Annotated in this window: 21 protein-coding genes; 17 read left to right on the top strand and 4 right to left on the bottom strand. The window is 53.4% G+C overall.

The annotated features are described in order from the left end of the window. The first annotated feature begins 9 nt into the window (after nucleotides 1-9). From Pla22_RS03840 to flhB, 8 genes are all read left to right on the top strand, one after another. Entirely contained in the window at nucleotides 10-993 is a 984-nt protein-coding gene (locus tag Pla22_RS03840; protein WP_146513435.1) for an ABC transporter ATP-binding protein, read from the top strand. After that, a complete protein-coding gene (locus Pla22_RS03835; RefSeq protein ID WP_146513434.1) occupies nucleotides 990-1847 on the top strand; it encodes an ABC transporter permease in 858 nt (285 codons plus the stop codon). Before Pla22_RS03840 ends, Pla22_RS03835 begins: the two co-directional genes overlap by 4 nt. A 13-nt stretch (nucleotides 1848-1860) precedes the next feature. Further along, complete coding sequence (locus tag Pla22_RS03830) at nucleotides 1861-2541, top strand: SCO family protein (RefSeq protein WP_146513433.1); 681 nt, start codon at nucleotides 1861-1863, stop codon at nucleotides 2539-2541. Continuing rightward, the gene (locus tag Pla22_RS03825) at nucleotides 2538-2999 is read left to right on the top strand and encodes a DUF420 domain-containing protein (RefSeq protein WP_146513432.1); all 462 of its coding nucleotides are present in this window, start codon (nucleotides 2538-2540) and stop codon (nucleotides 2997-2999) included. Before Pla22_RS03830 ends, Pla22_RS03825 begins: the two co-directional genes overlap by 4 nt. Before the next feature lie 197 nt (nucleotides 3000-3196). After that, nucleotides 3197-4093 (top strand): flagellar type III secretion system pore protein FliP, encoded by an 897-nt coding sequence (fliP, locus tag Pla22_RS03820; RefSeq protein ID WP_390620242.1) that lies wholly within the window; start codon nucleotides 3197-3199, stop codon nucleotides 4091-4093. A gap of 126 nt (nucleotides 4094-4219) precedes the next feature. After that, nucleotides 4220-4483: a flagellar biosynthetic protein FliQ gene (locus Pla22_RS03815; RefSeq protein WP_146513431.1), complete on the top strand. Its 264-nt coding sequence runs from the start codon at nucleotides 4220-4222 to the stop codon at nucleotides 4481-4483. Between the two features lie 46 nt (nucleotides 4484-4529). Then, complete coding sequence (locus tag Pla22_RS03810; RefSeq protein WP_146513430.1) at nucleotides 4530-5324, top strand: flagellar biosynthetic protein FliR; 795 nt, start codon at nucleotides 4530-4532, stop codon at nucleotides 5322-5324. A gap of 6 nt (nucleotides 5325-5330) precedes the next feature. Continuing rightward, on the top strand, nucleotides 5331-6413 hold the full coding sequence (gene flhB, locus Pla22_RS03805; RefSeq protein WP_146513429.1) for a flagellar biosynthesis protein FlhB: 1083 nt from the start codon (nucleotides 5331-5333) through the stop codon (nucleotides 6411-6413). Here the strand turns inward: flhB and Pla22_RS03800 are convergent. Next, nucleotides 6410-6685 carry a hypothetical protein gene (locus Pla22_RS03800; protein WP_146513428.1) on the bottom strand — a complete coding sequence of 92 codons (276 nt, stop codon included), beginning with the start codon at nucleotides 6683-6685 and terminating at the stop codon, nucleotides 6410-6412. The genes flhB and Pla22_RS03800 overlap by 4 nt on opposite strands. Here Pla22_RS03800 and Pla22_RS03795 point away from each other — a divergent pair, their 5' ends adjacent. After that, complete coding sequence (locus Pla22_RS03795; protein WP_242631776.1) at nucleotides 6686-7687, top strand: sugar phosphate isomerase/epimerase family protein; 1002 nt, start codon at nucleotides 6686-6688, stop codon at nucleotides 7685-7687. Nucleotides 7688-7850: 163 nt separating this feature from the next. Beyond that, complete coding sequence (locus Pla22_RS03790; RefSeq protein WP_146513427.1) at nucleotides 7851-8558, top strand: spermidine synthase family protein; 708 nt, start codon at nucleotides 7851-7853, stop codon at nucleotides 8556-8558. A 20-nt stretch (nucleotides 8559-8578) separates the two neighbouring features. Here Pla22_RS03790 and Pla22_RS03785 read toward each other — a convergent pair whose 3' ends face one another. Beyond that, the gene (locus Pla22_RS03785; RefSeq protein WP_146513426.1) at nucleotides 8579-9772 is read right to left on the bottom strand and encodes a prenyltransferase/squalene oxidase repeat-containing protein; all 1194 of its coding nucleotides are present in this window, start codon (nucleotides 9770-9772) and stop codon (nucleotides 8579-8581) included. Nucleotides 9773-9774: 2 nt separating this feature from the next. Then, nucleotides 9775-11079, bottom strand: a complete 1305-nt coding sequence (locus Pla22_RS03780; RefSeq protein WP_146513425.1) for a hypothetical protein — start codon at nucleotides 11077-11079, stop codon at nucleotides 9775-9777. Between the two features lie 428 nt (nucleotides 11080-11507). Between Pla22_RS03780 and Pla22_RS03775 the strand changes: the two genes are divergently transcribed. From Pla22_RS03775 to Pla22_RS03765, 3 genes are all read left to right on the top strand, one after another. After that, nucleotides 11508-13088: a 2-isopropylmalate synthase gene (locus Pla22_RS03775; RefSeq protein WP_146513424.1), complete on the top strand. Its 1581-nt coding sequence runs from the start codon at nucleotides 11508-11510 to the stop codon at nucleotides 13086-13088. 75 nt (nucleotides 13089-13163) lie between these two features. Next, on the top strand, nucleotides 13164-17486 hold the full coding sequence (locus Pla22_RS03770; protein WP_146513423.1) for a neutral/alkaline non-lysosomal ceramidase N-terminal domain-containing protein: 4323 nt from the start codon (nucleotides 13164-13166) through the stop codon (nucleotides 17484-17486). Nucleotides 17487-17605: 119 nt separating this feature from the next. Continuing rightward, nucleotides 17606-18682, top strand: a complete 1077-nt coding sequence (locus Pla22_RS03765) for a DUF1573 domain-containing protein (RefSeq protein WP_146513422.1) — start codon at nucleotides 17606-17608, stop codon at nucleotides 18680-18682. A 191-nt stretch (nucleotides 18683-18873) separates the two neighbouring features. On the opposite strand, the gene Pla22_RS03760 is transcribed toward Pla22_RS03765, so the two are convergent. Then, entirely contained in the window at nucleotides 18874-21129 is a 2256-nt protein-coding gene (locus tag Pla22_RS03760; protein ID WP_146513421.1) for a glucuronate isomerase, read from the bottom strand. Nucleotides 21130-21498: 369 nt separating this feature from the next. Here Pla22_RS03760 and Pla22_RS03755 point away from each other — a divergent pair, with 369 nt between their 5' ends. The 4 genes from Pla22_RS03755 to Pla22_RS03740 all read left to right on the top strand — a co-directional run bounded on the left by Pla22_RS03755 (nucleotide 21499) and on the right by Pla22_RS03740 (nucleotide 26759). Continuing rightward, nucleotides 21499-22962 carry a S1C family serine protease gene (locus Pla22_RS03755; RefSeq protein ID WP_146513420.1) on the top strand — a complete coding sequence of 488 codons (1464 nt, stop codon included), beginning with the start codon at nucleotides 21499-21501 and terminating at the stop codon, nucleotides 22960-22962. A 130-nt stretch (nucleotides 22963-23092) separates the two neighbouring features. Continuing rightward, complete coding sequence (locus Pla22_RS03750) at nucleotides 23093-24493, top strand: O-antigen ligase family protein (RefSeq protein ID WP_165440503.1); 1401 nt, start codon at nucleotides 23093-23095, stop codon at nucleotides 24491-24493. A 10-nt stretch (nucleotides 24494-24503) separates the two neighbouring features. Then, complete coding sequence (locus tag Pla22_RS03745; protein ID WP_146513418.1) at nucleotides 24504-25688, top strand: formylglycine-generating enzyme family protein; 1185 nt, start codon at nucleotides 24504-24506, stop codon at nucleotides 25686-25688. Nucleotides 25689-25742: 54 nt separating this feature from the next. Beyond that, nucleotides 25743-26759: an aspartate-semialdehyde dehydrogenase gene (locus Pla22_RS03740; RefSeq protein WP_146513417.1), complete on the top strand. Its 1017-nt coding sequence runs from the start codon at nucleotides 25743-25745 to the stop codon at nucleotides 26757-26759. Nucleotides 26760-26818: the final 59 nt, after the last annotated feature.

The raw sequence follows: 26818 nt of genomic DNA, 5'->3' as shown, positions 1-26818 counted from the left end.
GACCAACTCATGTCCTCTAGCGTTGCCCCCGTTGTTTGCGTGCGTCAACTGCATCATCAATACGTTGGCAAAAAGGGTTCGCCCGCCAATGAAGCACTGCGTGGCATAGATCTTGATATCCCCGCTGGCGAAATCGTAGCGTTGCTCGGACCCAATGGCAGTGGTAAGACGACGCTGTTTCGACTGATCTGTACTCTGCTTCCGGTCCAAAGCGGTACCGTCGCCGTTGCCGGTTTCGACGCCAAGCAGAATCCACTCGCCGTTCGGGCCAACATCGGAATAGTGTTTCAGTCACCTAGCTTGGACAAAAAGCTAACGGTGGACGAAAACATCGCATGCCAAGCAGCGTTGTATGGAATCACAGGCAAAGAACTGAATGACCGACGCGATGAAGTCTTAAGTTTGCTCGATTTAGGTGATCGAAGAAGTGCTTTGTGTGAGACGCTATCGGGTGGACTCAAGCGACGGGTGGAACTTGCCAAAGGAATGTTGCACCGGCCACCGTTGATGCTACTAGACGAACCTAGCACGGGGCTCGATCCATCAGCGAGATTGAGTCTGTGGGATGCAATAAAGGCCATGGCCCAACAAGGCACAACCGTATTATTGACGACTCACTTGCTTGAAGAGGCGGATAAGGCTGACCGTGTCGCAATCTTGTGCGAGGGTCGAAAGATCGCGGAAGGTTCTCCTCACCAATTGCGAAGCGAGATGGGAGAGTCGGTTGTCACGATCAGCAGTCCGGACATCGCCGGGACACTACGAGTACTCAACGAAGAGTTTGGATTGAATGCCAAACTGGTGAACCATCAGATCCGCTTCCAAAGTGAAAACCCATCGCCGCTCTTGCCTGAGTTGATGGACCGCCTGGGCGACGCCATGGAATCGATCACCGTGGGGCGGCCGAGCTTGGAAGACGTCTTTGTAGCCAAAACGGGGCTGCGGTTTGATGAATCACAATCGGCAAAAGTATTGGTGGGAACGAGCTCATGAGTGCCGCCGAAACGCCCAACGTATCCGCTAAGACGTACCAGGTTTCCGATGGCATCGGAGCATCATGGATGCTCGCTAGGCGAGAATGGACGCGATTTTTTCGTCAGCGGAATCGCGTGACTGCTGCGATAGCTCAACCTTTATTGTTTTGGTTGCTGTTTGGGACCGGATTGAAAGGGTCTTTCTCGGGAGCCGGAGAACTCGACTTTATGCAGTTCTTCCTGCCGGGAACGATCGCGTTGATTGTTTTGTTCACGGCAATCTTTGCCACGATCTCTGTCATTGAAGATCGTCGCGAGGGATTCATGCAAGCGGTGCTGGTTGCACCGGTGGGACGTTGGCCGGTTCTAGTTGGCAAAGTGGTCGGAGGTTCGGCCATCGCGTGGGTGCAGGCGATCGTTTTCTTGGCTTTGGTCTACGCGTTCGGGACGGCAGCCCTTTCATGGACGGTTTTGCCGTTGTTGCTGCTTCTGGCATTAATGGCCGTCGCGATGTGCTCGCTGGGAATGATCGTTGCATGGCCAATGGACAGCACCCAGGGGTTCCACGCAATCATGATGCTTGGCTTGATGCCGATGTGGTTGTTGGCAGGAACCTTCTTTCCCATCCCGAGCTTGGATGCTCGAGCAAGTGTTGGGCAATGGGTCCTGGGCAGCATCATGCGAGCGAATCCGCTGAGCTATTCAATGGTTGAAATGCGACGGTTGCTTTATCCCGCGATTGACTTTGCCGCCTACGGATTTGCACCTTCGCCTATGATTTGTTGGGTGGTCACAATTGCAATGGCGTTTGTTACCACGACGCTCGCATGGTGGTTAATGCGGGGCAATCGTAAAGTCGACGTGATCGTTTAGCGAAATAGATATCATGAAAACATTCATCAACATCGTATGCATCCTCTTGGTTGGTCTTGGGATTGGATTGGTAGTTCGATCGACGCGTCACTCGTCTACCACGCCATCGGGACTAGCACCCGATGATGTGGTCTATACCAATACGGAAGCACCCGGTGAGAAGGTAGAGGTCGTGGATGTCGAAAATCCAGAACCAACTCATCCGCCTGAAGACGAAGCATGGTTAAGCCGCTTTGAATTGACCGAACGAAGTGGCAAGTTGATCAAGAGCGAAGACCTAAAGGGGGAGCCGTACATTGTCAGTTTCTTCTTCAGTTTGTGTCCTAGCATTTGCGTTCAGCAGAACCAGAAAATCAAGGAACTGCAGGACGAGTTTCAAGGGCAGGGCATTAAGTTTGTTGCTATCTCGGTTGATCCAGAAAACGACACGCCCGAACGATTGCAGGAATACGCCGCTCGCTTCGGTGCCGACGAACAGCAGTGGTTGTTCTTAACCGGCGAATTGAACTACATTCGACGGATTGGCGGAGAGATTTTTCGTCAACCCGTTAACAAGCAATTCCACACTGAACGATTTGCGTTAGTCGATGCTGATGGTGAAATCGAGGGCTTTTACAACTGGCCTGAAGAACCGCAGATGGAAAAGTTGCGAGTCAAGATCCGTGAGATGCTCCAACAGAAAGAATCGAAATGAGCTGGCAATTCTTGGCGGACAATCTGCCCCACGCGACCGCATCGCTTAACGCAATCGCTACGGTTCTGCTGGCTTTGGGCCTGATCAATATCAAGCAGGGCAAGGCTCGGGTCCACAAGAAGATGATGCTGTCGGCCTTGGTCGTTAGCGGTATCTTTTTGGCGTTGTACCTGTTTCACAAGGTTGCCCTGTATCAGGCCACGGGCGAACCGAACAAGCGTTTTCCGACCGATGTAGCGGATTCGGTCCGCTACACCTACTTCAGCATCCTGGGCAGTCATTTGATCCTGGCGATGACGGTACCGTTCCTGGCCTTGCGGGCCGTGTATCTGGCGAAGACAGGACGAATTGTGGCTCACAAGAAACTCGTCCGCTACGCGTTTCCCATCTGGATGTACGTGTCAATAACTGGCGTGATGGTCTATGTGATGCTGTACCAGCTCTACCCAGGGTCCTAGGCTGCGATCGAGTTCGTGCGAGTCCATTGATTGGGTCGCCTTTCTTGTCGGCTATCCTTCTCGCCAAATTTCTTTGCGGTTTGTTCCCATTTCGCTCAAGTTTGGACATCCTTTGTCCGACATCAGCCTTCCGCTGAGGACTCTGAATTTCCTAACCTCCGCATCGTTCGGATCTCGGTCGATGGAGCGGCAGGATTTTGTTTCGATTGGCTTTGCTAGCACTGATGGCGTGGGTGACTTTGGTCGCAGACGCTGGGCCTGCGCAAGCACAGTCGGGGCAGCCAGATTCAGGCGATGCCGTGACGGAAATCGCCGAGCCAAAAGGCGAATCATCGACCCCGTCGCCGCAGTTGGTCCAACCGCGACCGATGACGGTTGATATTCCCGGACTCGAAAACCTTGCTGGCGGACCAGAGCATTGGACCAGTCCCGAGGGCATGGCCAGTAGCTTGCAAGTTGTGTTGCTTCTGACGGTGCTAAGCCTAGCGCCGGCCGTGCTTTTGATGACGACGTGCTACGTTCGAATCATTGTGGTGCTGGGATTGCTGCGACAAGCCATTGGTTTGCAATCCTTGCCACCGAGCCAAGTCATGACCAGCATTGCCCTGTTCATGACCATGTTTGTGATGACTCCGGTGTGGACGAAAGTCTATGACGAAGCGATTAAGCCTTACACCGATCCCGAAGTCGAAATGACTCTCGAAGAGGCGTACGAGGCAGGATCGCTTCCGATTCGGGAGTTCATGTCGAAACAGATTTGGCAAGCCAAGAACACCGACGATGTGATCCTGTTTTACTCGTACATGGACCCCGATGCTGCGTTACCAAGCACATTTGAAGAAGTGCCCATGCGCGTATTGTTGCCAGCCTACATCCTAAGCGAATTGAAGGTCGCCTTTCTGATGGGGTTTCGGATCTTTCTTCCGTTTCTAATTGTCGACTTGGTCGTCGCTAGCGTGACGATCTCGATGGGGATGCTGATGCTACCGCCTCAAGTGATCTCACTGCCTTTTAAGCTGTTGTTGTTTGTGCTTGTTGATGGCTGGCACATGGTGGTCACGATGCTAATGAACAGTTTTGGAACCATTGGATAGGCCAAGTTTCAAAGCCTGAAACGGATCTCAGGCAAACCAAAAGATCCGTTCGAACAAGTCTTTGCCCGTTTCGAGTGTCTTCACTAAACACCAATCTTCCGAATTCAACTTCGCAATACGTTAACTATGGATGCATCCTCTGCTCTCGACCTTTGCCGTGCGACACTGCTAACCGCAGTCGTGATCGCTGCGCCGATGTTGTTGGTGGGGATGGCAGCCGGTTTGGCCGTGGGTTTGATTCAGGCTCTGACGCAAATCCAAGACCAAACGGTTTCATTTGTGCCCAAGTTGCTTGCGATGGCTGCGGTCTTAGTTGCGTGCTTGCCTTGGCTGATGACAAGGATTCTCGACTTCACTCGTATCATCTTCGAAAATACATCTGTCCCGTGATGTTCTCTGCAGCGATTTCAGCCGACTCGCAACATGAGGATGCATGATGGAACCGGTCAATATTTCTGAACTGACTCAGTGGTTCGTTGACCATCTCATCTTAGGGGTGCTCATCCTTACTCGCCTGAGTTTGTTGTTGATGGCGATGCCTGCGGTGGGAGTGGGCGTCCCCAAACGAGTGCGTGCGATCCTGGCGATTCTTGTAACCACGTTACTCATGCCGGCGGTTGCGAATCTAACGTCCTCAGAGGCGCTTCCGCGGATCGATAATTTGATTGATCTAACGATTGCGATTGCTCGCGAAGGCATGATCGGGATGTTGATTGGTGCGACGGTGCAATTGATCATTACCGGCATGCAACTCGGCGGCGAAGCCATTACGAGCACCGGCGGCATGCAACTTGGTGATGCGATTGACCCGACAACTGCAAGCAGCATGCCCTCGATCGCTCGTTTGGTCGGGTTGCTTGTGACGTCGATCATGTTGGCCGTGGGAGGACACCGATTAGTACTAAATCTATTGTTGGATAGTTTTAAGGCGTTGCCGGCTGGGCAGATTGAATTTTCGGATTCGATGATGACCTTGGTCGTCGATCAGTTGACGGCGGGAATGATCGCCGGCATTCGTGTCGCTGCTCCCGTAGTCGCGGCACTATTACTGGCGAATTTGGTGACGGGGCTTGTCAGTCGCACGTTGCCTCAGATCAACGTGTTGGCTATCGGACTAAGCATCAACGCATTGTCGATGTTGATCGTCTTGGCGCTGACGATTGGCTCGGCTGGATTGATTTTTCAGGACGAATTGGCGCAAGTTGCCGTCCGCTTAGGGAAGCTGTGGTAATCGCATATGTCCGATAGCAGTGGAGATAAGAAGCACCTACCTACCGACAAACGTCGGCGTCAGGCGCGTGAAGACGGCAACATCGTCAAGAGCCAAGATTTGATGTCCGCGGCCATGCTGTTGTCGGGTTTGGCGACCTTGTGGACCTTCGGTCCGCCCGCGTGTGAAAAAATTGCGTCGATGATGGTGGACGCACTATCGACCACCAGTATTGAATCCATATCACCCAGTGATGCGACGAATTGGTTGTTACGCGACGCAGCGAAGCTAGCCGCGATTGCAGTGCCATTGTTGTTCGCAATGTTCATCGCAGGCATTCTGGTCAACCTTACTCAGACTGGATTTCTGCTGTCGACCAAAAAGATCATGCCCAAGTTGAGCAACATCAGTCCATTGGCGGGAGCCAAGCGGATTTTGTCGATCCAGGGCGTTGTCAAGTTAGGCTTTGGTATCTTCAAGGTCCTTATCATTGCTGCGGTAGCGTACGCCGCTCTTCGTCGGTATAGCCCGCAGATCATGGGATTGGCGGGTCTGAGCATTCCTCAAATTGCCAGCCTGATGTTCAGCTCACTGATGGGAACCTGTGTTTGGATTGGCGGTGCTCTTTTTGTGTTGGCGTTACTCGAATACGCCTTTCAGAAATGGAAACATGAGCAGGACTTGATGATGTCCGACCAAGAGATTCGCGATGAAATGAAAGAATCCGAAGGCGATCCGCAGATGGCCGCCAAACGGAAGCACATCCAACGTCAAATGATGATGCAACGTGCTCAGTCCGAGGTTCCCAACGCTGATGTCGTTGTGAGCAATCCGACTGAACTTGCCATCGCAATCAAGTACGACCCCACATCGATGCCAGCCCCGGTCGTGCTTGCTAAAGGTGCCGGTGTTTTGGCACAGAAAATTCGTCGCATTGCACTGGAGAACGGCATCCCGGTCGTCGAGCGAAAGCCGTTGGCTCAAGTGCTCTATAAAACTGTGGACGTGGGGGACATTATCCCGACCGAGCAGTACCAAGCCGTTGCCGAAGTGCTTCGCTACGTCTACCAGCTACAAGGAAAAGACATTCCAAAGGCGACGGCAGCTTAGCCAGCGGTGCTTCGGTAGTCGAAGGCTTGGATATCGGCTGACGCATCGGTGTCAACTGATTCGTGAATCTCGCCTAACGCGTGGAAGATGCCTAACGCGTGGAAGATGACTGAGGCTGGGAACATGGCCGGCGCGTGAATGTGGACGTCGCCGGCTTGGATGGCACGCCTGGGTGTCGTTTTTGATACGCTGAGTGAGTCCACTCTAACCGCTGCTTCGGCTGGCTTGCTCGCCAGTCGATTATCACTTGTATGCAAAGAGGATCCTGCCACGTGACGAAGCTCCCCAAGGCCACCGTTGGCCGCCGCGAATTACTGACCTATGCCGCCTTCGGAAGTGCAGCTTTTGCTGCCGCCGACGCGGTTTCTTCGGAATCGTCCGCCACGGGCGCCGCAGTGCCAAAACGCAAGTACGACATGAAAAAGTCCATTAACTTATGGGCGTTTCCGTATCCTGACAAAATGACACTCAAACAATGTTTGCAACTTGCCAAAGATGCAGGGTTCGATGCGATTGAACTGAACTACGACTTGGACAGCGAGCTGTCACCCAAGTCGGGCACGAAGGAGTTCACCGAAATTCGCCGCATGGCCGAACAAATTGGAATTGAAATTAGCGGTGTCTGCTCGTTCTTGTTCTGGCCGTATCCGTTGACTAGCAATGATCCGGCTGAGCGAGCCAGGGGGATGGAATTAGCTGGCAAGATGGCTCAGGCGGCGCATGATTTGGGGACGGAAAACTTGTTGGTGGTTCCCGGAGCAGTCCACATGCCATGGCGACCCGATCACGATCCAACACCGAATGATGTCTGTGACGCTCGCGCGAGGGAATCTATCGGAAAGCTCTTGCCCTCAGCAGAGAAGCTTGGCGTTCACTTGAATATCGAAAATATCTTTTTCAACGGTTTTCTGATGTCTCCGATGGAGATGGTTGCTTTTGTAGATAGCTTCGGGAGCGAGAACGTTCACGTGCATTTCGACACCGGAAACATCATGGAGTATCAGTTTCCAGAACACTGGATACCTATCTTGGGCGATCGAATAAAGAACGTTCACTTGAAAGAGTACACGAAAAAAAGCAGTGATCATTCTTTGGAAGCGTTCCGTCCATTGCTCGATGGAACCACGAATTGGCCAGCCGTTTTAGAAGCCTTCGATAAGACTGGCTATAGCGGCTACCTCACGTTCGAGTACTTTCATCCGTACCAACACTTCCCTGAAGCATTGGTTTATCAGACCGCAGACTCACTTGATCGGATGTTGGGACTGAAGTAGCAAACGCGACTGCGGTCGCTGGGGCGGGCATTTGTTGCACCGATGATCGACCACACGCAGCAAAAGCCTTGTCAGTGGTTGGACCCAGGGATTCTTCCTGGGCTGCGTGTGAGGTACGTTAACATTCGAACCTGTGCCAAATTCTAACCTTGGAAACCGATCCATGAGTTCACCTAAGTTAGAAATCCTGGCTTACGAAGACACACCACTGGGACCGCTTTGTCTACGTCGACGAGAGTTGTTGTCGCAGCCCGGCACGGTGGTGACGGAAGTGACGTTGAACCACGAATTCTTGATGAGCAGTTTCAACACGGATTCAGAACGTGCCATTGCACAGCGGTCCGTCGAGATCCATGGTGGTGGCAGTTTAAAGGCACTCGTCGGCGGCTTCGGTTTAGGCTACACCGCCTGGGAATTGCTAAAGCATTCCAAAGTGACGTCCGTCGAGGTCATCGAATATCTGCCGCAGGTTCTAGGCTGGCTGCGCGAGGATCTGATTCCTTTGTCCGGAGAATTGAATGCTGCAGATCATCTGCAACTTACGTCCGGCGATGTCTATCAGAAGCTTTTGAGTGAACCTAGTGAGCTATTTGATTTGATCGTGATTGACGTCGATCATTCACCGAGTGATCAGTTGGCCGACGATGAACATCAGTTCTACACGTCTATGGGCTTAGCCAACGCCAAGGGACATCTGGCCGACGGCGGAGTGTTGGCGGTGTGGTCTTACGCGGAAAGCAGCGATTTTTCGGATGCTTTGCGAGCGACATTCGATAACGTTCATGTTGAACCGATCAAGACCTTTAATGCGCTAGTAGACCATGACCAAACGGATTGGCTGTTCTTTGGTGTTAACGAAACTCTGAGATAAACAGACCTGATCTCGCTGTCTCATTGGTTGAGAGCGTGGAGTGCGAGCGCGGTGCACATCACTGGGTCATCCTCCTTCATCAGACTGCTTCTTTGATTGACGATGCTGCCATCTAAACGGACTTGTGCCTGGATTCGCTCGCAAAGATCCTCTCGCCAAGGACCATCGATATTAAGATGTCGATAGGCAGCCGCCCGCACAGCTTGATGGTAAAAGTAAACCGCTTCTCCCCAAGGTTCGGGATAGTCACGAGGAATGCCTTCGGGATAGGACCAATCCTTTTTCGAAGTCAGCCAGTTCTCGGCCGCTACAACCCTAGGATCTTGACGGGAAACACCTGCAGCGAGTAGAGCGAGCACACCGTCGCACGTCGCGGTAGCGTAACTGCGAAAGTAGTTTGCCGACTTCGATTGCACGACACGCCCCTTGTTGGCACCCAACACGACGGGGGAGAAATAAAAGCCGCCGTCAAAAGGAGGTGAATCTTGATTCGGTTTTTCGTCACCCGCGTCGGAGGTTGGTTGATGCCTATCTTCGTTGGGGTGTTTTTGCATGAGCCTTAAGAAATGCTTAGCGTGTTCAAAACATCGGGTATCCGGCGGTCCGGACACCGCAATTGCCTCGAGGGCCAATCGTGTGTGAACGATATCCATGTGCCCCGTTTGACCGTCGATGTGAACTCCACCGAATCCCCATCCGCCGTATGCCAAGTGACTTCGCTCGAAACCTCGGCTTTGGTTGAACTGTTGGCCAATCAAGTACGCTCGCATCGCTTTGGCTGGTTGCGAATCGATTCTTCCAGCCTGAATGAAGCACTTCAGTGCGAGCGAAGTCGCGTAGACGGGATATTCCATCACGTCAGGATCCGACATGCCGAGACAACCACCGCGAAGATTGGCCGCAATCCAGTCCAGGGCCCGATTCGATGTACTGCTTGGTGCGATGGCTAACGTACTAGTTGATGCACTGACTGATTGTGATTGAGATTCGTGCGTCAGCAATGCCTCAAGCACAAATGGCGTCATCGCTTGTCCGCTACGTAGGACGCCATAGTTGGGGCTCACCCAACGTCCGTCCGACTGCTGAGACGCTCGCAGGTAGGACGCTAGGGAATCACGAAGCGTACACAACGGTGTGCTAGCGTACGCCGGGTAACCAGCGGCAATCGTGACGACGCTTGCCAAGAAACCTCGGCGGTGGAAGATCGTGTCCATGACTACTTACCTTGCGCAGGTTCGTCGTCATCGTTGGAAGTTGAATCCTTTAGCTTCGCAATCTTACGCAGCAGGTCCACGTCCTTTTCGGTAAGCAAGACTTGCAGAGCAGCAGCGGTGCAGAAAACGGGACTGGTGATGCAATGGTGACCGCTCCAACTGCCGTCTTGGTTTTGCACCTTTCCCAATCGACTTGTCATGTTCTTGTTCCATTTGTCCCATGCTTCGCCGCCAGCAATGACGAGCGATTCGCTAGTCATCAGATAGCTAAGGAACTCTTCGCCGCCGTTGTTGCCAAAGCCGGCTAATAGCTGCTCGTCAGATAGTCGACGTAATTGCGATTGGTTTTGCGCTGTGGCATCGCCCAGTTCTTTCGCTCGGATTTCTGAAACTCCGGCAATTCGAAGAGACTGTTCATTGACGGGGGCGTCTTCTTCTAGTTTGCCTGCTGCTTTAGCCGACTCAACGGCTTGTTGAGCTTCGGCAGCGTCGCCAGCGTTACCTCGCAGTCCGCCGGCGAACGCGTAGAGCTCGACGCCTCCAGAGGCGCCTGACATCGCGGCGCCGGAATCAATGTTGATGCTGGATTTCTGATACTGCTTGGCCGCTTTTAATTTGCTGGCGTCGACCTTGCGTCCTGTCGCCAGAGCCATTTCGAGGGAGTTGCAGTTCATCGCCGATTGCAAGACGGGCGCCCATCCGCCGCCACCTTGCCAGCTACCATCTTTTTGTTGGGTTCGCTCAAGTCGTTCAAGGCACTCCGATAGAGCCGCTTCCACTCGTTTGGCCAAGGGGTCATTTTGGGGAAGATGCTCGGCAACGCGAGTGAGGAATTGTGCCGTCATCGCGGTATCGATCATCTCGCCGAGTTTGCGTTGCGGCTGAGTGCCGGAAAGCGACGTGATCTTCGCGTTTTTCGGCTCGGCTGCTTCAACCGTCGCGACGAGATTTTCGGTCGCTTGGCGAACCGCATCTTGATAGTCGCCTGATGTGGGAGTATGCCCCGCTTTTAGTAACGCGGTCGCAGCGAATGCGGTTGTGGCTGGATCGGTAGGAACGGCGTTGGGATCGCGAATTTCTTGGTGCGCGTGACTGCCGGCGCCCCAGCCGCCATTGGCTTGTTGCGCGGCGACCAGCCATTTGATGCCGCGTTTGATCTGGCGTTTCGCTTTCGGTGGCTTGTTCGTTTTAGTTTTGGGCGATTCGGTCTGACTGGTGTCGGTGGTGCGAATTTCTTGAGCACTGGCTTTTTCCCAAGCCCAAGAGGATCCGACAAAAATGAGTCCGGCCAAGAAATAGCGAGTCATGACGAGCACCTATGAAGAAGGAGTGTGAAAAGCGGCGAATTGACACGAGCTCTCGCGTTATCCGCACTTGCTTTTTACAACGAATCGGCACAGGTCTTTGTTAGGATCTTTTTTGAAAGGCTGGCTTTTTACATTCCTTTGGGAATTCGTGAGATTTCAGTGAACCATTGACGTTGCCCCCGACTCTTGCCTACCATATCGCTATGCAAACCTATCTATTAACCCTATCGCTCCTACTGGGACGCCAATTCGGCGGGTGATGAGGGTTTGTGATGACGGCAAGATGGCCGCCAAATAACACGAGACAACGAACCCCCAGTCGCCCGGCGACTGGGGGTTTTTTTGTTACCCGGTAACGGGTTTTGATTGTTGCCCCGCAATGGGGTTTTTATGCTGTGCACTCAGCCCATTTTCAACGAGATTTCACGATGTCCAATCCGACCGCGACTTCCGCTCCTCAAGATCAATCTGAACAGGCCTCGTCGGCTTCGCCGCGATTGATTCGCATCTTCGACACGACGCTTCGTGATGGCGAGCAATCGCCCGGAGCGAGCATGAACTTGGCTGAAAAGCTCGAGGTCGCGGGGTTGCTGCAGGAAATGGGTGTCGATGTGATCGAAGCTGGGTTTCCGATCGCTTCCCCAGGGGACTTTGCATCCGTCAAGAAGATCGCCGAGACGATCACTGAGTCCACCATTTGCGGCTTGGCCCGCTGCAGTGACAAAGACATTGACGCGGCAGCCGACGCGGTTGCACCCGCCAAAAGGTCCCGTATTCACGTCTTCTTGGCCACCAGCGCCATACACCGCGAATTCAAACTGCGAATGACTCCCGACGAGATCGTCGAACGTGCCGTCGCCGGTGTGAAACGAGCTCGCAATCGGTGTGACGACGTCGAGTTCTCGCCCGAAGACGCTTGCCGCACTGAGTATGATTTTCTTTGCCGCGTGGTTGAAGCTGCGATTGATGCCGGAGCCACAACGATCAATATGCCCGACACGGTCGGCTACACCACACCGCGTGAAATCTATGATCGTTTCATGATGGTTCGTAATCGCGTCCCCAACATTGATAAGGCTATCTTAAGTGCTCATTGTCACGATGACTTGGGTATGGCAGTGGCGAACAGCTTGGCGGCTGTGGAAGCGGGGGCGGGGCAAGTGGAATGCACGATCAATGGGATCGGGGAACGCGCCGGAAACGCTGCGCTCGAAGAGATCGTCATGGCGCTTAAGACACGCAGCGATTTCTATCACTGCAACACCGCGATCGATTCCAAACGCTTGGTTCCAGCAAGCCGCTTACTGAGCAAGACGACGGGAATCCAGGTTCAACGCAACAAGGCGATCGTCGGACGCAACGCGTTTGCACATGAATCGGGGATCCATCAAGACGGAATGCTCAAGGAACGAAGTACCTACGAAATCATGTCACCCGAGGACGTCGGATTTTCCAAAACTGACTTGGTCCTTGGCAAACACAGCGGACGAGCAGCACTTGCGGATCGGGCCAAGACGCTTGGTTTTTCGTTGACACCGGAACAGTTGGTGGCGGTGTTTGAACAGTTCAAGCTTTTGGCGGACAAAAAGAAAGAGATCTACGACGGTGACATTATCGCATTGGTCCAACAAAAGATCAGCGGTAGCGTCGAGGAAGAATGGACGCTTGTCGATTATATCGTCAAGAGCGGCAAGACCCGAGGCCCAGAAGTACATTTGACGCTCAAGCATGGCGATGAAGAAATCACCGAACAGGTAGAGCAGGGTGATGGACCGATCGACGCAGCATTCTACGCCGTTGAAAAAATCACGGGTATCGAAGTCGTGTGTAAGGACTTCCGAATCCGTAGTGCGACCCTGGGTCGCGACGCGATCGGCGAAGTGAATCTCGAAGTCGAATACAAAGGCAAGAGCTACCGAGGCGTCGGCGTCAGTACGGACAGCGTTGAAAGTACGATTTTGGCGATGCTCAATGCGGTTAATCGCATTATTTCCGAAAAACGCGGCTAGCCTTTGCGCGTGCAACGGACCGGCTGATAAGTGATAATACGGCCCTCGGGATTTCTTCCTCCAAGGGTTGTATAGATGCGATTGTTCGCTTTGCTGGCTTGTTTATTGTTTCATGCGTGCTCGCTGGTTCACGCTGATGAATCCGTGACACGCCTGGTTGGCGTGGCCAAGGTGGACGTTACACCTTCGGATCCTTTGCGACTAAGTGGATACTCACGGCGCGATCTTCCTTTCGAATCGGTGGACAGTCCACTTGCGGCTCGATCCTTGGCGTTTCGCGACGCCGATGGCCCGATTCGAGTTTTGGTTAGCGTCGACACGATCGGTTTGCCTGCAACCGTCGTCGATGAAATCTTTGGTCAGGTTGCCCAGAAGCATGCGATCAAACGTGCCGACTTCGTGCTTTGCAGTACGCACAATCACACCGCTCCGAAGATCGCCGGCGGACTAAGCAACTTACTGCTTAAACCGATGACGGATGAAGAATCTGAGAAGACGTTGAAGTACACGCAGTGGGTCAAGGCACAAGTTGCCGACTGTATTGATGCGTCGATCGCATCAATGAAGCCTGGACGACTGTTCTTTGGCGAAGGCAAGGCAACCTTTGCCATCAACCGGCGAGTGATCCGAGACGGCAAATGGGCAGCGTTTGGGGAAACTCAAGATGGGCCAGTGGACCACCGAGTCAGCGTGATTCGTGCTGAGGACACCAACGGTAAGCTCTTAGGAGTCGTGTTCAACTATGCGTGCCATTGCACCACGCTTGGTCCCGACTTCAATCAAGTGTGTAGTGAATGGGCGGGCGATGCCGCTCGGCAGATTGAATCCGGCGGAGAGGTTGTTGCGCTATGCACGATTGGTTGCGGAGCCGACGCGAATCCGTCGCCTCGTGGTGAACGCGCTCATGCGTTGGAACACGGTCGTGAACTCGCGAGTGTAGTTAGTAACGTGATCCAAGGGCCGATGCAGGAACTAGGCGCTTTCCAGAACTCTTCGTTCACTCGATTGGCACTTCGGTTTGACCTGCCAACGAAGGACGAACTCAAAGCGCAAACTGAGTCCGACGATGTGCCAACCCGACGACACGCCCATGCGATGTTGAAGATATTTGAAGAGCGAAATCGTTTGCCCGCCAATCACCCAATGCCGATCGGAACATGGCAGTTTGGTGATGGCGAATCGGCATCTTCACTCAAGATGATTTTCTTCGGTGGCGAAGTCGTGGCTGAGTACGCGTTGCGTTTGCAACAGGAACTCGCTCCTGTCCGCACCTGGTCTTCCGCGTACTCCAATGATGTTTTTGGGTACGTCGCCAGCGAGCGGATGCGAAGCGAAGGAGGCTACGAAGTTGACTATTCGATGATCTATTACCTATTGCCCGGACGGTGGGCCACCGGAACGGAAGACGCCATCATCGAACGCGTCCATCAGATGCTCAGCGAGCCCGGTAACGATGAGCCTGTTCCCGCAGACAAAGCCGAGTCGACGATCCGAGTCCCCGAAGGCTGGAAGGTGCAATTGGCCGCATCCGAACCGTTGATCGCTGACCCGATACATCTTTCGTTCGACAAGGATGGCTCTTTGTGGGTCGTAGAAATGGGTGACTATCCACTGGGTGAAAATGGCGGACGTATCAAACACTTGTTTGATGATGATGGCGATGGCACCTACGACCGAGCCGTTACTTTTTGTGACGGATTGTCGTATCCTACCAGTGCTATGCCGTGGGGTGATGGAATCCTGGTCACCGCTGCACCGCATTTGACGTACTACCGCGACACGGATACCGATGGCGTATCGGACCAACATGATGTGCTCTTCGAAGGCTTCGCAGAAGCTAATCCTCAGCACCGGGCCAACGGATTTTGCCTTGGATTGGATGGTTGGTTGTATTTGGCCGGAGGCGACGACACCAAGTTGGTTCGTTCGGTGATCAACGGCCAAGAGACGAAGGTGTCGCACCAAGACATTGCTATCGATATCAAGTCCGGCCGCGTACGTGGTCTTAGTGGCTTCACACAGTTTGGTCGCTACCGAAATGATTGGGGAGATTGGTTTGGAGGTGACAACAGCCATCCCCTTCGTCATTTTTCACTGCCGTCTCATGTTCAGCATCGCAATTCACATGTCGACGCGTTTCTAGGTGTGAATGATCTGACCAGACCCGCTTCGGCGCCACCCATCTTTCCTGCAACGGCATCATCACAACGGTACAACGACCTATTTGCCGCGGGGCGATTTACAAGTGCTTGTTCGCATTCGCCCGTTCGCGATTCCAATCTACGTCAAGCGATGCTTGATGGTCATTCGGGTTCGCGATCATGGGATACCGACGTCGTGCTGATTTGCGAACCGGTGCACAACCTCGTTCATCGAGCAGTGATCGAGTGGGAAGAAAACACTCTGGTAGCGAATAGGCATGAACGAGATCGCGCAAGCGAATGGTTGGCGGCAACGGACCCGTGGTTCCGCCCGGTGCAGGCGATTACCGGACCCGATGGCGCGGTGTGGGTGGTCGACATGTATCGCAACGTAATTGAGCATCCCGAATGGATTCCTGACCAATGGCAAGCGCAAATGAACCTGCGTGCTGGCGAGGAACGCGGACGCATTTGGAGAATCATTCCTCCGTCGCAACAAGACGCTCAAAACGCAACCGACGTTTCGCTTCCTTCACCCAGTGTTGTCCTGAAAGCGAAAGCGAGTCATGGCATCCCCGCGTTGTCGAGCTCCAATGGTGTTCTTCGTGATATGGCGTTTAGCCAGATGATTCAGCGACACGACACGCTTTCGCAAGAAGAAGTCGACTCGCTTCGTCAAATGGCTTCCGAAGCCGAATCGCCAACCACGCGTTTGACCGCAACCGCCTGTTTGGCTCGTTTTCAACACTTGGACGTTGACGGATTGATTGGTGTTCTTCGTGATCGAGATTCGTCGGTGCAAGTGGTGGGATTGCGATTGATCGGATCAGTGGATGCACACCAGGATTGGCTGTCTAGCGAGCAAGTCTTAAATGCCGTCGTCGATGGTCTTTTGTCGAGTGATCCGACGGTGCGAAAGGAAGCCAGTGTGGCGATCGGGCAGTTCCCCGTTGAATTTCGCGGAAAGAAGCTGGTAACCCAAACTCTCGCCAATCAACTTGTTTCGGCTAGCGAGTGGCCCCAGCTACGAGATGTCGTTTTGACAAGCTCGTCGGGGATTGCACTGCAACTACTGCAGGAATTTGTAGGTAGTGATGCCGGTGTGTCGTTGTTAATGAGAGATCGCCAGCTGCTTAGGCCGCTAATGGTGACCGCCGTCGCCGAACAGTCGGATGAGACAAAGCAGTTGGTAGAAAAATGGGCTTCATCAAAAGACCGTAGTGATATACGAGCGGCGATCATCGCGGCTTGGGCGATTGCACAGTCAGATTGGTCGCAATTAGCCAAGCGAGAGCAAGGGGACGAGTTGGGCGTTTCAGCGGACCTAATGAATGTCTTGGATGACTGTGTTGCAGCGGCTCAGGATGTCAAGTCGCCAGTGGCAGGGCAATTGACTGCGTTAGAATTGTTGGCAAGCGGATATCCTGATGGAAACACCGATGTCGAGCGTCTAGCGAGTTTTATTGAACCAGCGTATGCACCAGAGGTTCAGCGTGCGGCAGTCGACGCAGTTGCATCGATTGGCGAAGCTGGAGGACGAGAGTTGATCCGGCGATTGCCTGAGCAAACCCCAGGTTTGCAATCTCGTTGTGTGGATTGGGTATTGCAACGCAACGAGTCCATTCGGCACTTGCTGGCCGAAATGGAATCGGGATCACTCGATGCTAACGTGCTCGTGTCACATCAGCGTGATCGCTTGCTCGGATACCCGGACAAAAGCATCCGCGTTCGTGCCGAGAGGTTATTGGGTTCGCATAACAGTGACGTCGCGGCGGTGATTTCAAGCTATCGCAAAGCGATATCCGACGCGAATGCAAACCGAAGCTCATTGGGTGATGGTTCAGACAAAAATAATGACATCGAGCAGGGCAGGGCGGTCTACCGTCGTGTTTGCGCCGCGTGCCATCGACTCAACGGTGAAGGTTTCGAGGTCGGACCGGACCTCGCCACAGTTGCTCACCGAGACAACGAGTTTTTACTTACTGCCATCTTTGATCCCAACTCTGCGATCGAGTCTCGTTACCGACAGGTCCAAATACTAACGCTCGATGGCCGCGTTGCGGTTGGCATCGTGTTGTCTCAAGACGAAGCATCCGTCCGGCTAATTGCAGCCGAAGGGAAAGTAACAACCATCAATCGTGAAGATATCGAATCCATGAAAACCATGACCGTTTCATTGATGCCAGCCGGTATCGAACGTGATCTTACACCGCAAGCGTTCTACCACTTATTGAGCTACCTGCGTCAGCCTCTTTAATGCCGCTGTATGACGTGTGGAAGTGCTGTTTTACGAAATCTACAGCGAGGTTGCTTGCCCCTCGCTTTTTCCTGTTAGTTTAGCGCCGAAGTCAACGCAAAGAATCTGGCGAGAGCATAATGCGATTCTATCTTTTAAGGCGTCCATTGCTTTTCTTCCTTCCGGTGTTGTTCTTGCCCGGGCTGCTTTGGGCTGAAGAAAACGTGCCACCCGTTATCAGTGGTGCCTTGGTTAGAAATAGCCCACTCATGCCTGTGATGGCAAAGCTTAGCGTCTCGTCCGATAGCGAAGATCGCAAGATTCGGTTTGTTGCATCGCTGAGGAATGGGACATCAGAGACCATTCGATTCGATCGTATCGACAAGTCGTGTTCTTGTACGCAAGTCTCACCCACAAGGGCAGTGGTAGAGCCGGGTGAAAAGGTAGAGTTCACTATCGAACAAGAGTTGTCCAACGAGCCGCAAACTAAGCATCCAGGCGGAAGTTTCAATATCCTTTCGGGCGATATTCTCGAAGGGGTGATTTCGTACGACATCGAGTTGCAGGACTATCTAGGCTTTGGAACGCGGTTCATCGACCTTGTTAAAGAGGTTGGAAGCAATTCTGTGTCCTTTGTGGTCCCCATCGTATTGGGTGCCAAGCAGGCAAGTGCCACGGTCGAATCGCTTTCTGATCCGTATGTCGAACTCGAAGGGTTTCCGTCCGGCTTTGTCTTGAAGTCGAGAATGGACTGGAAAGCTAGTTCGCTTCATTGCCAACTTGGCTGGCCTGAATCTGCGACCGATTTCCCATACATCGGAAATCTTTCCATCGTGACGGAGTATAGGTCAGGATTTCTGACAGTTCCCATCAGCCTGAGTAGGAAAGATGCATTTCAGGTTCACCCAATTTCTTTACGTTTTCTTCGCAGCAGCGATGATGGCACTTGGGTAGCGAAAGGTTTTTTGAGGTGTGCTGACTCCAGTGAAAACCCGATCGTTGTGGTCGTCGATGGGCCGGCGTCTCTCGTTCTTGCGACCGAACCTCTTGGTGCAGGGATTAAGAAACTTAATTTTGTATTGCACGATAGAGAAGCAATTGCGGATGCAGATTCTGATGGTCAGCGAAAACCAATTTCAGTGCGTGTTCGGGGATCGCAGGTCGCACAGACTTTTGAACTCCGTTACTCAACCCCGCTAGATGCAAGATCGAGATGATTGCGATGGTGAGAATGGTGTCAGCTTCTAAGTGACACGATTGCACAACTAGCTGTACGTCGCTGGGCTGACGCCTTGGTTCGTGCAGGCCGTTCCCGCCTCCTAACGTCCTTTGCTCGCTGAGCGTAGCCTCGTGGTCCGTTGGTTCGAACTTTACTCGCCGATTAGCGATCACGCTTTGTGTTTGATCGCTAGGCGTCTTTTTCGTTTTCTGGGTCTAAGAAGTCGATGACTAGGTCGTCGTCGTCTTCGTCGCCAGTGAGCTCGATGATGGGGTCGTCATCGATTTCAAGGTCAAGCGAAGATGCTTCAGTGACCAAGTCGGATTGAACTTCGAGATCATCGTCGTGCAGCAGCATGTCATCGTCGTCGAGTGAGTTGTCTTCGTCCGACGTCGGGAACGTAAGCTCACCTGTCAAAGGGTCCGGTTTTAAACGAAGCGATTCTTCATCGGGCGCGAAGGATTTTTCATTTCGCAGGAATTGAATGCTCGGCTCGTCCGTTGGTTCGTTGAGATCAGAAAGATCAACGGTTTCAATGTTCCCTGGGTAGTCCATGTTGCTTTCGCCTGACGTGTTGTCTGGTTCTGTTTCAGGCTCACTCTCGGAAGTCATGTCACCTAAATCTAACGACTCGTCGTTCACCATCGACTCGATGGATTCAGCATCCAAATTCTTGGCCTCCGTTGCATCGTCGGCCAATTCCACATCGGCAACGCCAAGCGACTCGACCTCGTCGAGTGTAGGAACCGGGTCAATTTCTAAGTCGTTATTTACTTCTTCTATGTCGATGGTGTCGTCAGTCTCATCGTCAATTGGCGACGTCAGTTCGGACGCAGTGGCTTCACTATCGGTAGCAGCAGGTTCAGGTGTCCCGCTGACGGCACGATCAAAATCCAGATCGGCACTGTCTAGTTCTGCGGTGCTCATCGCAATCGTTTCTTCATTGCCCGAATCAACACTCGTTTCCTCGATGGTGGCGAAGGAGTCAACGTCATCGTCTGCTGGTTCTGCGTCGACTTCCACCATTCCAATCGCTCCGGCGGCCAACGAAGCAGTGGCGCCGATGCCGGCGATGTCAGCCAGGGTTGCAGGTGCGTCGGCAATCTCCTCAGCATCGGGGGCATCAAGGTGGATCGTGTCTTCAAGCAGGGTGCGGTTTGGTTTTGGGAAAATCTCGTCGACATTGTCACGAAGAATTCGGCGACCTAATTCGATCGCGGCTTCTTCCGACCAACCGCACTGAACCACGAAGTGGTCATGCAAGATTCCCGACAAGCATCGTCGGTACATATCAAATTTTGGCCATACAAATTCGAGCTTGTAGGCGTCGCTGTAGTAGCCGATCTGTTTGGTTTGCGGAACTGCTTCGAGCCTCGCTTGAGCGTCTCGCGTGATGAACGATGGAGTGTTGCTATACCACCAGTGCCCGTTGGTAATCACGTTGGGGAAAATCCACGCGTGACTAACAAGCTCTTGGTTGGTCACGCTGGCCAACACCGAAATCGGGAATTTCACGTTGGGAAAGGCATTGAATAGTTCGCGGTATTGAGTCAACGAAACACGTGAATCGTAAAGGTCTTGGCCTTGGTAAACACCGCCTGGATAAACACCGCGGTTCACCCCGATCATCAAGTCAAATGGCAGTTCAAATTCATCGCATAGTTCGGCCAAAGTCCAGAAGACACGACGCGCAAGTGCGGCCTTGTGAGATGCGTCTGCGAGTTCACCATTTTGAAGGACATGCGAAAGTGCAGAGCTTGCTCGTCCATCTGACACAGGCAGTGGGCAGAAATTAGGAGGCAGCGAGATCGCGCAGGCGCGAGCACCATTGGCGACGAAGTGCTCGAAACGTTGGTGTAACGACTGACGCAGCGTCCCCAGGTCGTCCGACAATTCAATTCCGCTGGCCACGGCTAGTCGGTCACGGACGGAAGTCTTGGCGAGGTGAAAGACAAGGTCGTCGGTGCGCAGGCAAGGAATGTAGGTGTCGGTGTCAAAACCGCTTAATGGGTCGTCAAACTCATTGGTTAAGAATACGGCTTCGACATTGCTTTGATCGAGCACGGATTGAGGCCAGTCCGCGCTCGCCATGATGGACTCGGAACGATCAAAAAGGTCTTCCCAGTTCGATTCGTCGATGCGGTGTCCCTCGAAGCCAAAAAACATTCGGCAGATTTCAACCAGCCAACGGTACTGAGCCGTGTTCTCGAGCGGGCCAAGGTTCTTAACAAGCCGGTGAACGAGTTCTCGCGGAGAGATCCCAGGCTCTTCAATCTGGTTCTTCGGCATCCCCGCCGAATGTGCCAGTTCGGTGTAGTAGTGGTACCCCAGCAGATCCGCCAGCGTGCTAGAGGCTGGATTGTGGGGATTGATATGGGTGTGCGGATCGATCAAACGAATCGAAGCGATGGCATCGTAAATGGAGTCTCGCGTGGAATGGGTCATGAGCGAGATTTTCGCAACGTGGGAATGGGGAGAAAGGGGCGATTGGGGAGAAACACTTAGAATCACCCATCGAGCTTGAAAACGGCAGCCTACAAGATACTTGCTGATCGTAATACTTGCAGAAGTGGACGTCAGTAAGTCTTTCGTAAGTCTTTGACTTCGCGGGCCATGTCCGTTTGTCCTATGGTCTCGATCGTAAGAAATGACCGCTAATTTCGTAGCAAAGGTTTTTAGTGTCACCGGTTTTACGGGTTAACTCGGGCCTTCTTGCTTGACTTTCCTAAGAAAATCGGAGCGAAAAGGGTGCTCAGGCGCTACAATGGAGCGGTTGCCGAAAGAGTTGCCAATTCATTCTTAGGACCATTCACCATGCGAGAAGATCCCACCTCTGGAGAAGAGCTAAGGCTGGGGAATCGTCCGACATGGGATTCAAAGTCCGGGTCAGGCGACGTGCCGCCGCAAGCAGGAAACGATCGGCAGGTCCCAGGTGTTTATCAAATCAGCCTGCACCGAATTGATCCTGCGACCGGGCAACCAATTCAGACGCCTCATGTAGAGCAAACTGCGACGACCCTGCCTAGCGGATCGTTGACCTCGCCTCCGGAAGTGCTTCAGCCGAGGTCGATCCCGATTCCCGTGGTGTCGAAACCGGTGCGTCCTCAAGCTCCGTCGACATCATCGGTGCATACGCGGCGAACGGATCCCATCCTGCAAAGCGTGGGAATGTTGGCGACGATGGCGGTCATGTTGTTGGCTGCTAGATTTGTCGTTCCTCATATCGTCGAAGAGATCCGATACGGTTGGCATCGCGGGGAATTGCGTGCTGAGTACGAGGCTGGAACGGACGGCCTACGAAATGTCTCACTAGAATCGCTCAGCGATGCCTATGAGATGGTTACCGCCGCAGTCGGTCCGAGTGTCGTGCACATTGATGTCCAACGTCGGTTGCCCATGACGCAATTGGACATGGACGCCTCAATCGCCAACCGCTTGTTGCCGTCGTCGGACCAGGGCAGTGGAGTGGTGGTGGATTCTGATGGATACATGGTGACGAATCGTCACGTCATTTCCGAAGGAGAAGACATCACGGTGACGCTTAGCGATGGTCGTCGATTACCGGCCGTGGTGGTGGGAACCGATTCGCTAACGGACCTAGCCGTATTGAAGGTCGATGCGTCGGGACTCATTCCGATTCTTTGGGGTGATAGCGATCGTTGCCGCGTCGGTTCGCCGGTGTGGGCGGTGGGCAGTCCGTTTGGTCTTGATCGTACGGTGACGTTCGGAATCCTTAGCGGAAAACACCGCAAGGTCCGCGCAAGCACGGAATGGCAGGACTTCATGCAAAGCGACGTGGCTGTGAACCCTGGCAACAGCGGAGGCCCACTGGTTGATGCTCGAGGGACCCTGATCGGCATCAATACGGCGATCGTGGGTGATACGTACCAAGGGGTTAGCTTTTCCGTGCCCAGCAACGTAGCCAGAAAGGTCTACGAGAGAATCAAAACGAATGGACGCGTTGACCGAGGATGGCTCGGAGTTTCACTGGGAAAGGTTTCAGATGACCTATTGGTGGGCAATGATCCTCGCATGCGAGGTGCCGCAGTGCAGTATTTGCCAGACGACAAGGCCCCGGCTGCACGGGCTGGAATTCAGGTAGGCGATATTATCATCGAGGTAGATCAGACACCGGTTCGCGAGACCTCCCATTTAATGCAAATGATCGGTCAGTCTGGCCCCGGCGAAAAAATCGAGCTGCGGATCTGGCGGGACGGTAAAATGATGAATGTTCCGATTGTTCTTGATGCTCGGCCCGATTCGTTGAACCTGCGGTGATATCCCCGCCGGGGTTTCGTATCACCTTTCGCATATTTCCTTCTGGGAATTACGATGCGACAATCCGATGCCTGTTTCGTGTCGAATGATCGCGAGCTTTTTTCGTAATTCCTCTCATCCCCAATGTTTCGTGGATTCTGTTGCTCCCCTGCCGCCACCGCTTTCTGCGGAAGATTCCGTAGCGCCGCGAGTCGATCTCGAGGGACCGGCGGGCATGCGTGGCGGGGCGGTCAGTGGCGTGCAAGCCTTTCCCTTGCTTTGCACTCTTGCATTGGGCTTGGCGTGTTTCGTTAACACCATTGACTTCAACTATGGCTACACCAATGGCGAAGATCATGTCGGGCTCGATTGGCAAGTCGTTGTAAAGCTGATCGTCGCAGCGGCGTGTTCCGGATTAGGGGCGATAGGCGTCCTGATGAGTGCTCAAGTGCGTCAATCGCTCGCTAGCGTTCCGGGATGCATCATCGTCGCGCTCGCTGGCGTTCTGATTTTGTCGTCGGCAGTGGCTCTTGAAGAAGCCAAGACCGTATCGCGTGTCGCGTCGCTAGTGAACTTTGGTTACGTGATGTTTGTCCCCACTGTCTTGACGGTTCTGGGACTCCGACGAATTGTATTGATCTGTCTTTTGGCCCTGGTCGCGAACTTGATGATCAACTGGGTGCTGTACTTAGGATTTCCTCAGTCCGGTATCTTCGAAGAAGAGCTTTTGGGCAACCACATTGCTCGCCGAATGGGCGGACTAGGGCACCCGAATTCGATTGCTCGCACCGGCGTGTTGGCTGGCGTCTTGTCCCTGTCGATGCTTCGGAGCGCCGACCTGACGCCGCGATTCCCGTTGGGTCGCAGCGTGCTAATTGGAATTATCGTTGTTGCGTTGATGACGATGCTCGCGACGTTCAGTCGGACGGCGTGTGTGGCCGGATTAGCGGCCGCGGGGTTCCTGTTGCTAGATAAGATTTTTACCCGAAACGGGTTAGTGCTCGCGGGTAGCCTGATCGCATTGGCGACCATCACCATCGTGGCGACTGAGCTTGTTACCGGCGGTGGAGTGCTGGGGGATTCGCTGATTTCGATGACGACTAAGACAGGTGAGGTATCTGAATTAACGTCGGCGACCGGGCGAACCGCCATTTGGGCGGAAGCCGTTCGACTCATTTCGGAGCGTCCGTTGACCGGTTACGGCCTCAACAGTGCACCCTTCATGATGAAAGAGTTTTCGCTGCATCCGCATAATCTACTGCTGCACGCGATGATCTCCGGCGGCATCCTGGCTGGCTTATTGACGATGTGTTTGGTGGCCTGGAATTTCTTTTTTGGACTCATCAGCGACGAACCTCTGGTGCGAGCCATCTCGGTTTATGTACTTGTTTCCGGGATTTTTGAAGACACCGTCCTCGACACCTTCGCCTCACCATCGACACTATTGTGGTTGATCGTCATGATCTACCCCAGCATTCGGGTGCTTTCGGCTCGAATGTCCCGACGGCCGCAACCGGCTGTCCCTGAACCTCGTTTTTTACCCTCCGCTTGAGATAAAAGTCATGCGTTTGAATCGAAATTTTGCCTGCTTCTTCGTTGCGATGGCCGGACTGAGTCCGACCTGGGCCGACGCGCCCACCGCAACCGTTGGGATCTCTGAAACGAAACCCGCGGACGGTCCTTCCGTTGAAGTCGATGGCGGTTTCATGGTTCCGTACACCGAGAAGATTCCAGGAACCGATTTGACGTTCGAGATGATCCCCGTTCCCGGCGGCAGCTTTTTGATGGGTAGTCCCGAGGACGAAGAAGGACGCCGCGAAGACGAGGGACCTCAGGTCAAGGTTAACGTCGATCCAATGTGGGTCGCCAAGACAGAGATCAATTGGGCTCAGTACGACGAATACATGAACCTATACAAGATTTTCAAAGAATTTGAATCGCAAGGAATCCGCAGTGTGACGGACGACAATAAAGCGGACGCCATCACGGCTCCGACTGAATTGTACGATTCGACCTTTACTTGGGAATTTGGTCACGAACCAGAGCAAGCCGCTGTCACTATGACTCAGTACTCGGCTCAACAATTCAGCAAGTGGCTCAGCCGCGTAACGGGCCAGCAGTATCGCTTGCCGACCGAGGCCGAATGGGAATACGCTGCTCGAGGGGGCACGCAGACTCCTTTCTATTGGGGCGACGACGAAGCGGCTGCCGAGGATCACGCTTGGTACTTTGACAACACGCCGGACGAAGGCCAATCGCCCGTCGGTACACTCGCTGAAAATCCCTTTGGGCTTCAAGACATGTTAGGCAACGTGTTTGAATGGACGGTTAACCAACACACCGAAGACTACAGCGAGTACAAGCAACGCGAACCGATCAATGCCATTGATGTGGTAAAGTGGCCCGAAATCGGCAGCGAATGTGTTGTCCGTGGCGGCAGTTGGGAAAGTGATGTCGAAGACCTCCGCTGCGCCGCTCGTCTTGCTTCCGACGACGAGGCTTGGAAAGAAGAAGACCCGAATTTCCCACGCAGTCCTTGGTGGTTCACCAGCGATCCTGCACGCGGGGTTGGCTTTCGTTTGTTCCGATCGTACAAACCACTTGATGACGAGCTGATTACGAAGTTCTGGGAAGCCAGTGCCGAAGATGTCATCGGTGACGTCGAGTCGCGTATTCAAGGCGGTCGCGGTGGGCTTGGGATCGTTGATCCGAGCCTTCCCGACGCTATTAAAGAGCTAGACAACTAATCCAGCCGTCTGTCACCACTTTCCCCCCACTACCTTTAGACTTTAGAAATCACCGTGTACGAAACTGTTGCACTCGTTGGCGCTACCGGCGCCGTTGGACGAATCGTTCTCGAGCAATTGGCCTCGCGTCAGTTTCCGATGAAGCGACTCAAACTGCTCGCCTCCCAGCGCTCGGTGGGCAAGGAAGTTCGATTCAACGGCGAAACGATAAAAGTCGAACTGCTTGAGCCCAATGCGTTCAAGAATATCGATCTTGTTATCGCTAGCACTCCCGATGAGGTGTCGGCTGAGTTCGCACCTTGGGCGGTGGAAGCCGGTGCCATTGTCGTGGACGAAAGCGGTTATTGGCGCATGGATCCATCGGTTCCCCTGATCGTTCCGGAAGTAAACCCCGAAGCGACGGCGAATCACAGGGGCATCATCGCTAGCCCCAATTGCAGCACTACTCAGATGGTCGTCGCGTTGGCACCTCTGCATAAAGCGGCTCGTGTTCGTCGAGTGGTCGTAAGCACTTATCAAGCAACTAGCGGTGCTGGCTTGGCTGGGAACGAAGAGCTCAAGGACAGTATCCGACAATCCTTGGCTGGCCAGAAACATTCACCCAAGACATTTTCTCATCCGATCGGGTTCAACTTGATCCCACAAATCGGGTCCGAAAAGCATGAGGGTTACACCAGCGAAGAGATGAAGATGGTGTACGAGACTCGCAAGATCATGGGCGATGAAGAAATTCAGGTATGTCCGACTTGCGTGCGCGTGCCCGTTGCGATCGGTCACAGCGAGTCGATTTTGGTCGAAACCGAACGCCCACTTTCGGCTTCAGACGCTCGTGAGTTGTTTGAGGCTGCCGAAGGGGTCACCGTTATCGATGACCTGAGCGGTAAAAAATATCCGATGCCGTTGGATTGCGATGGGAAAGACGATGTCTTCGTCGGTCGTATTCGCAAGGATATCAGTAGCCCGAACGGCATCTCGTTTTGGTGTGTCAGCGACAACCTTCGCAAGGGTGCTGCGACCAATGCCGTCCAAATCGCCGAATTGCTCATCAAGCAAGCTGCTGCCGCTTCATAGGCAAGCTTCGAGCTACGGTCGACATTTAAGTCGGCACTACTGGCGTGGCCGTTTTCATT

It is taken from the genome of Rubripirellula amarantea (assembly GCF_007859865.1).
Classification (GTDB): domain Bacteria; phylum Planctomycetota; class Planctomycetia; order Pirellulales; family Pirellulaceae; genus Rubripirellula; species Rubripirellula amarantea.
Note: the sequence above shows the minus strand (reverse complement) of the source record. Positions and strands in the feature narration are given on the sequence as shown.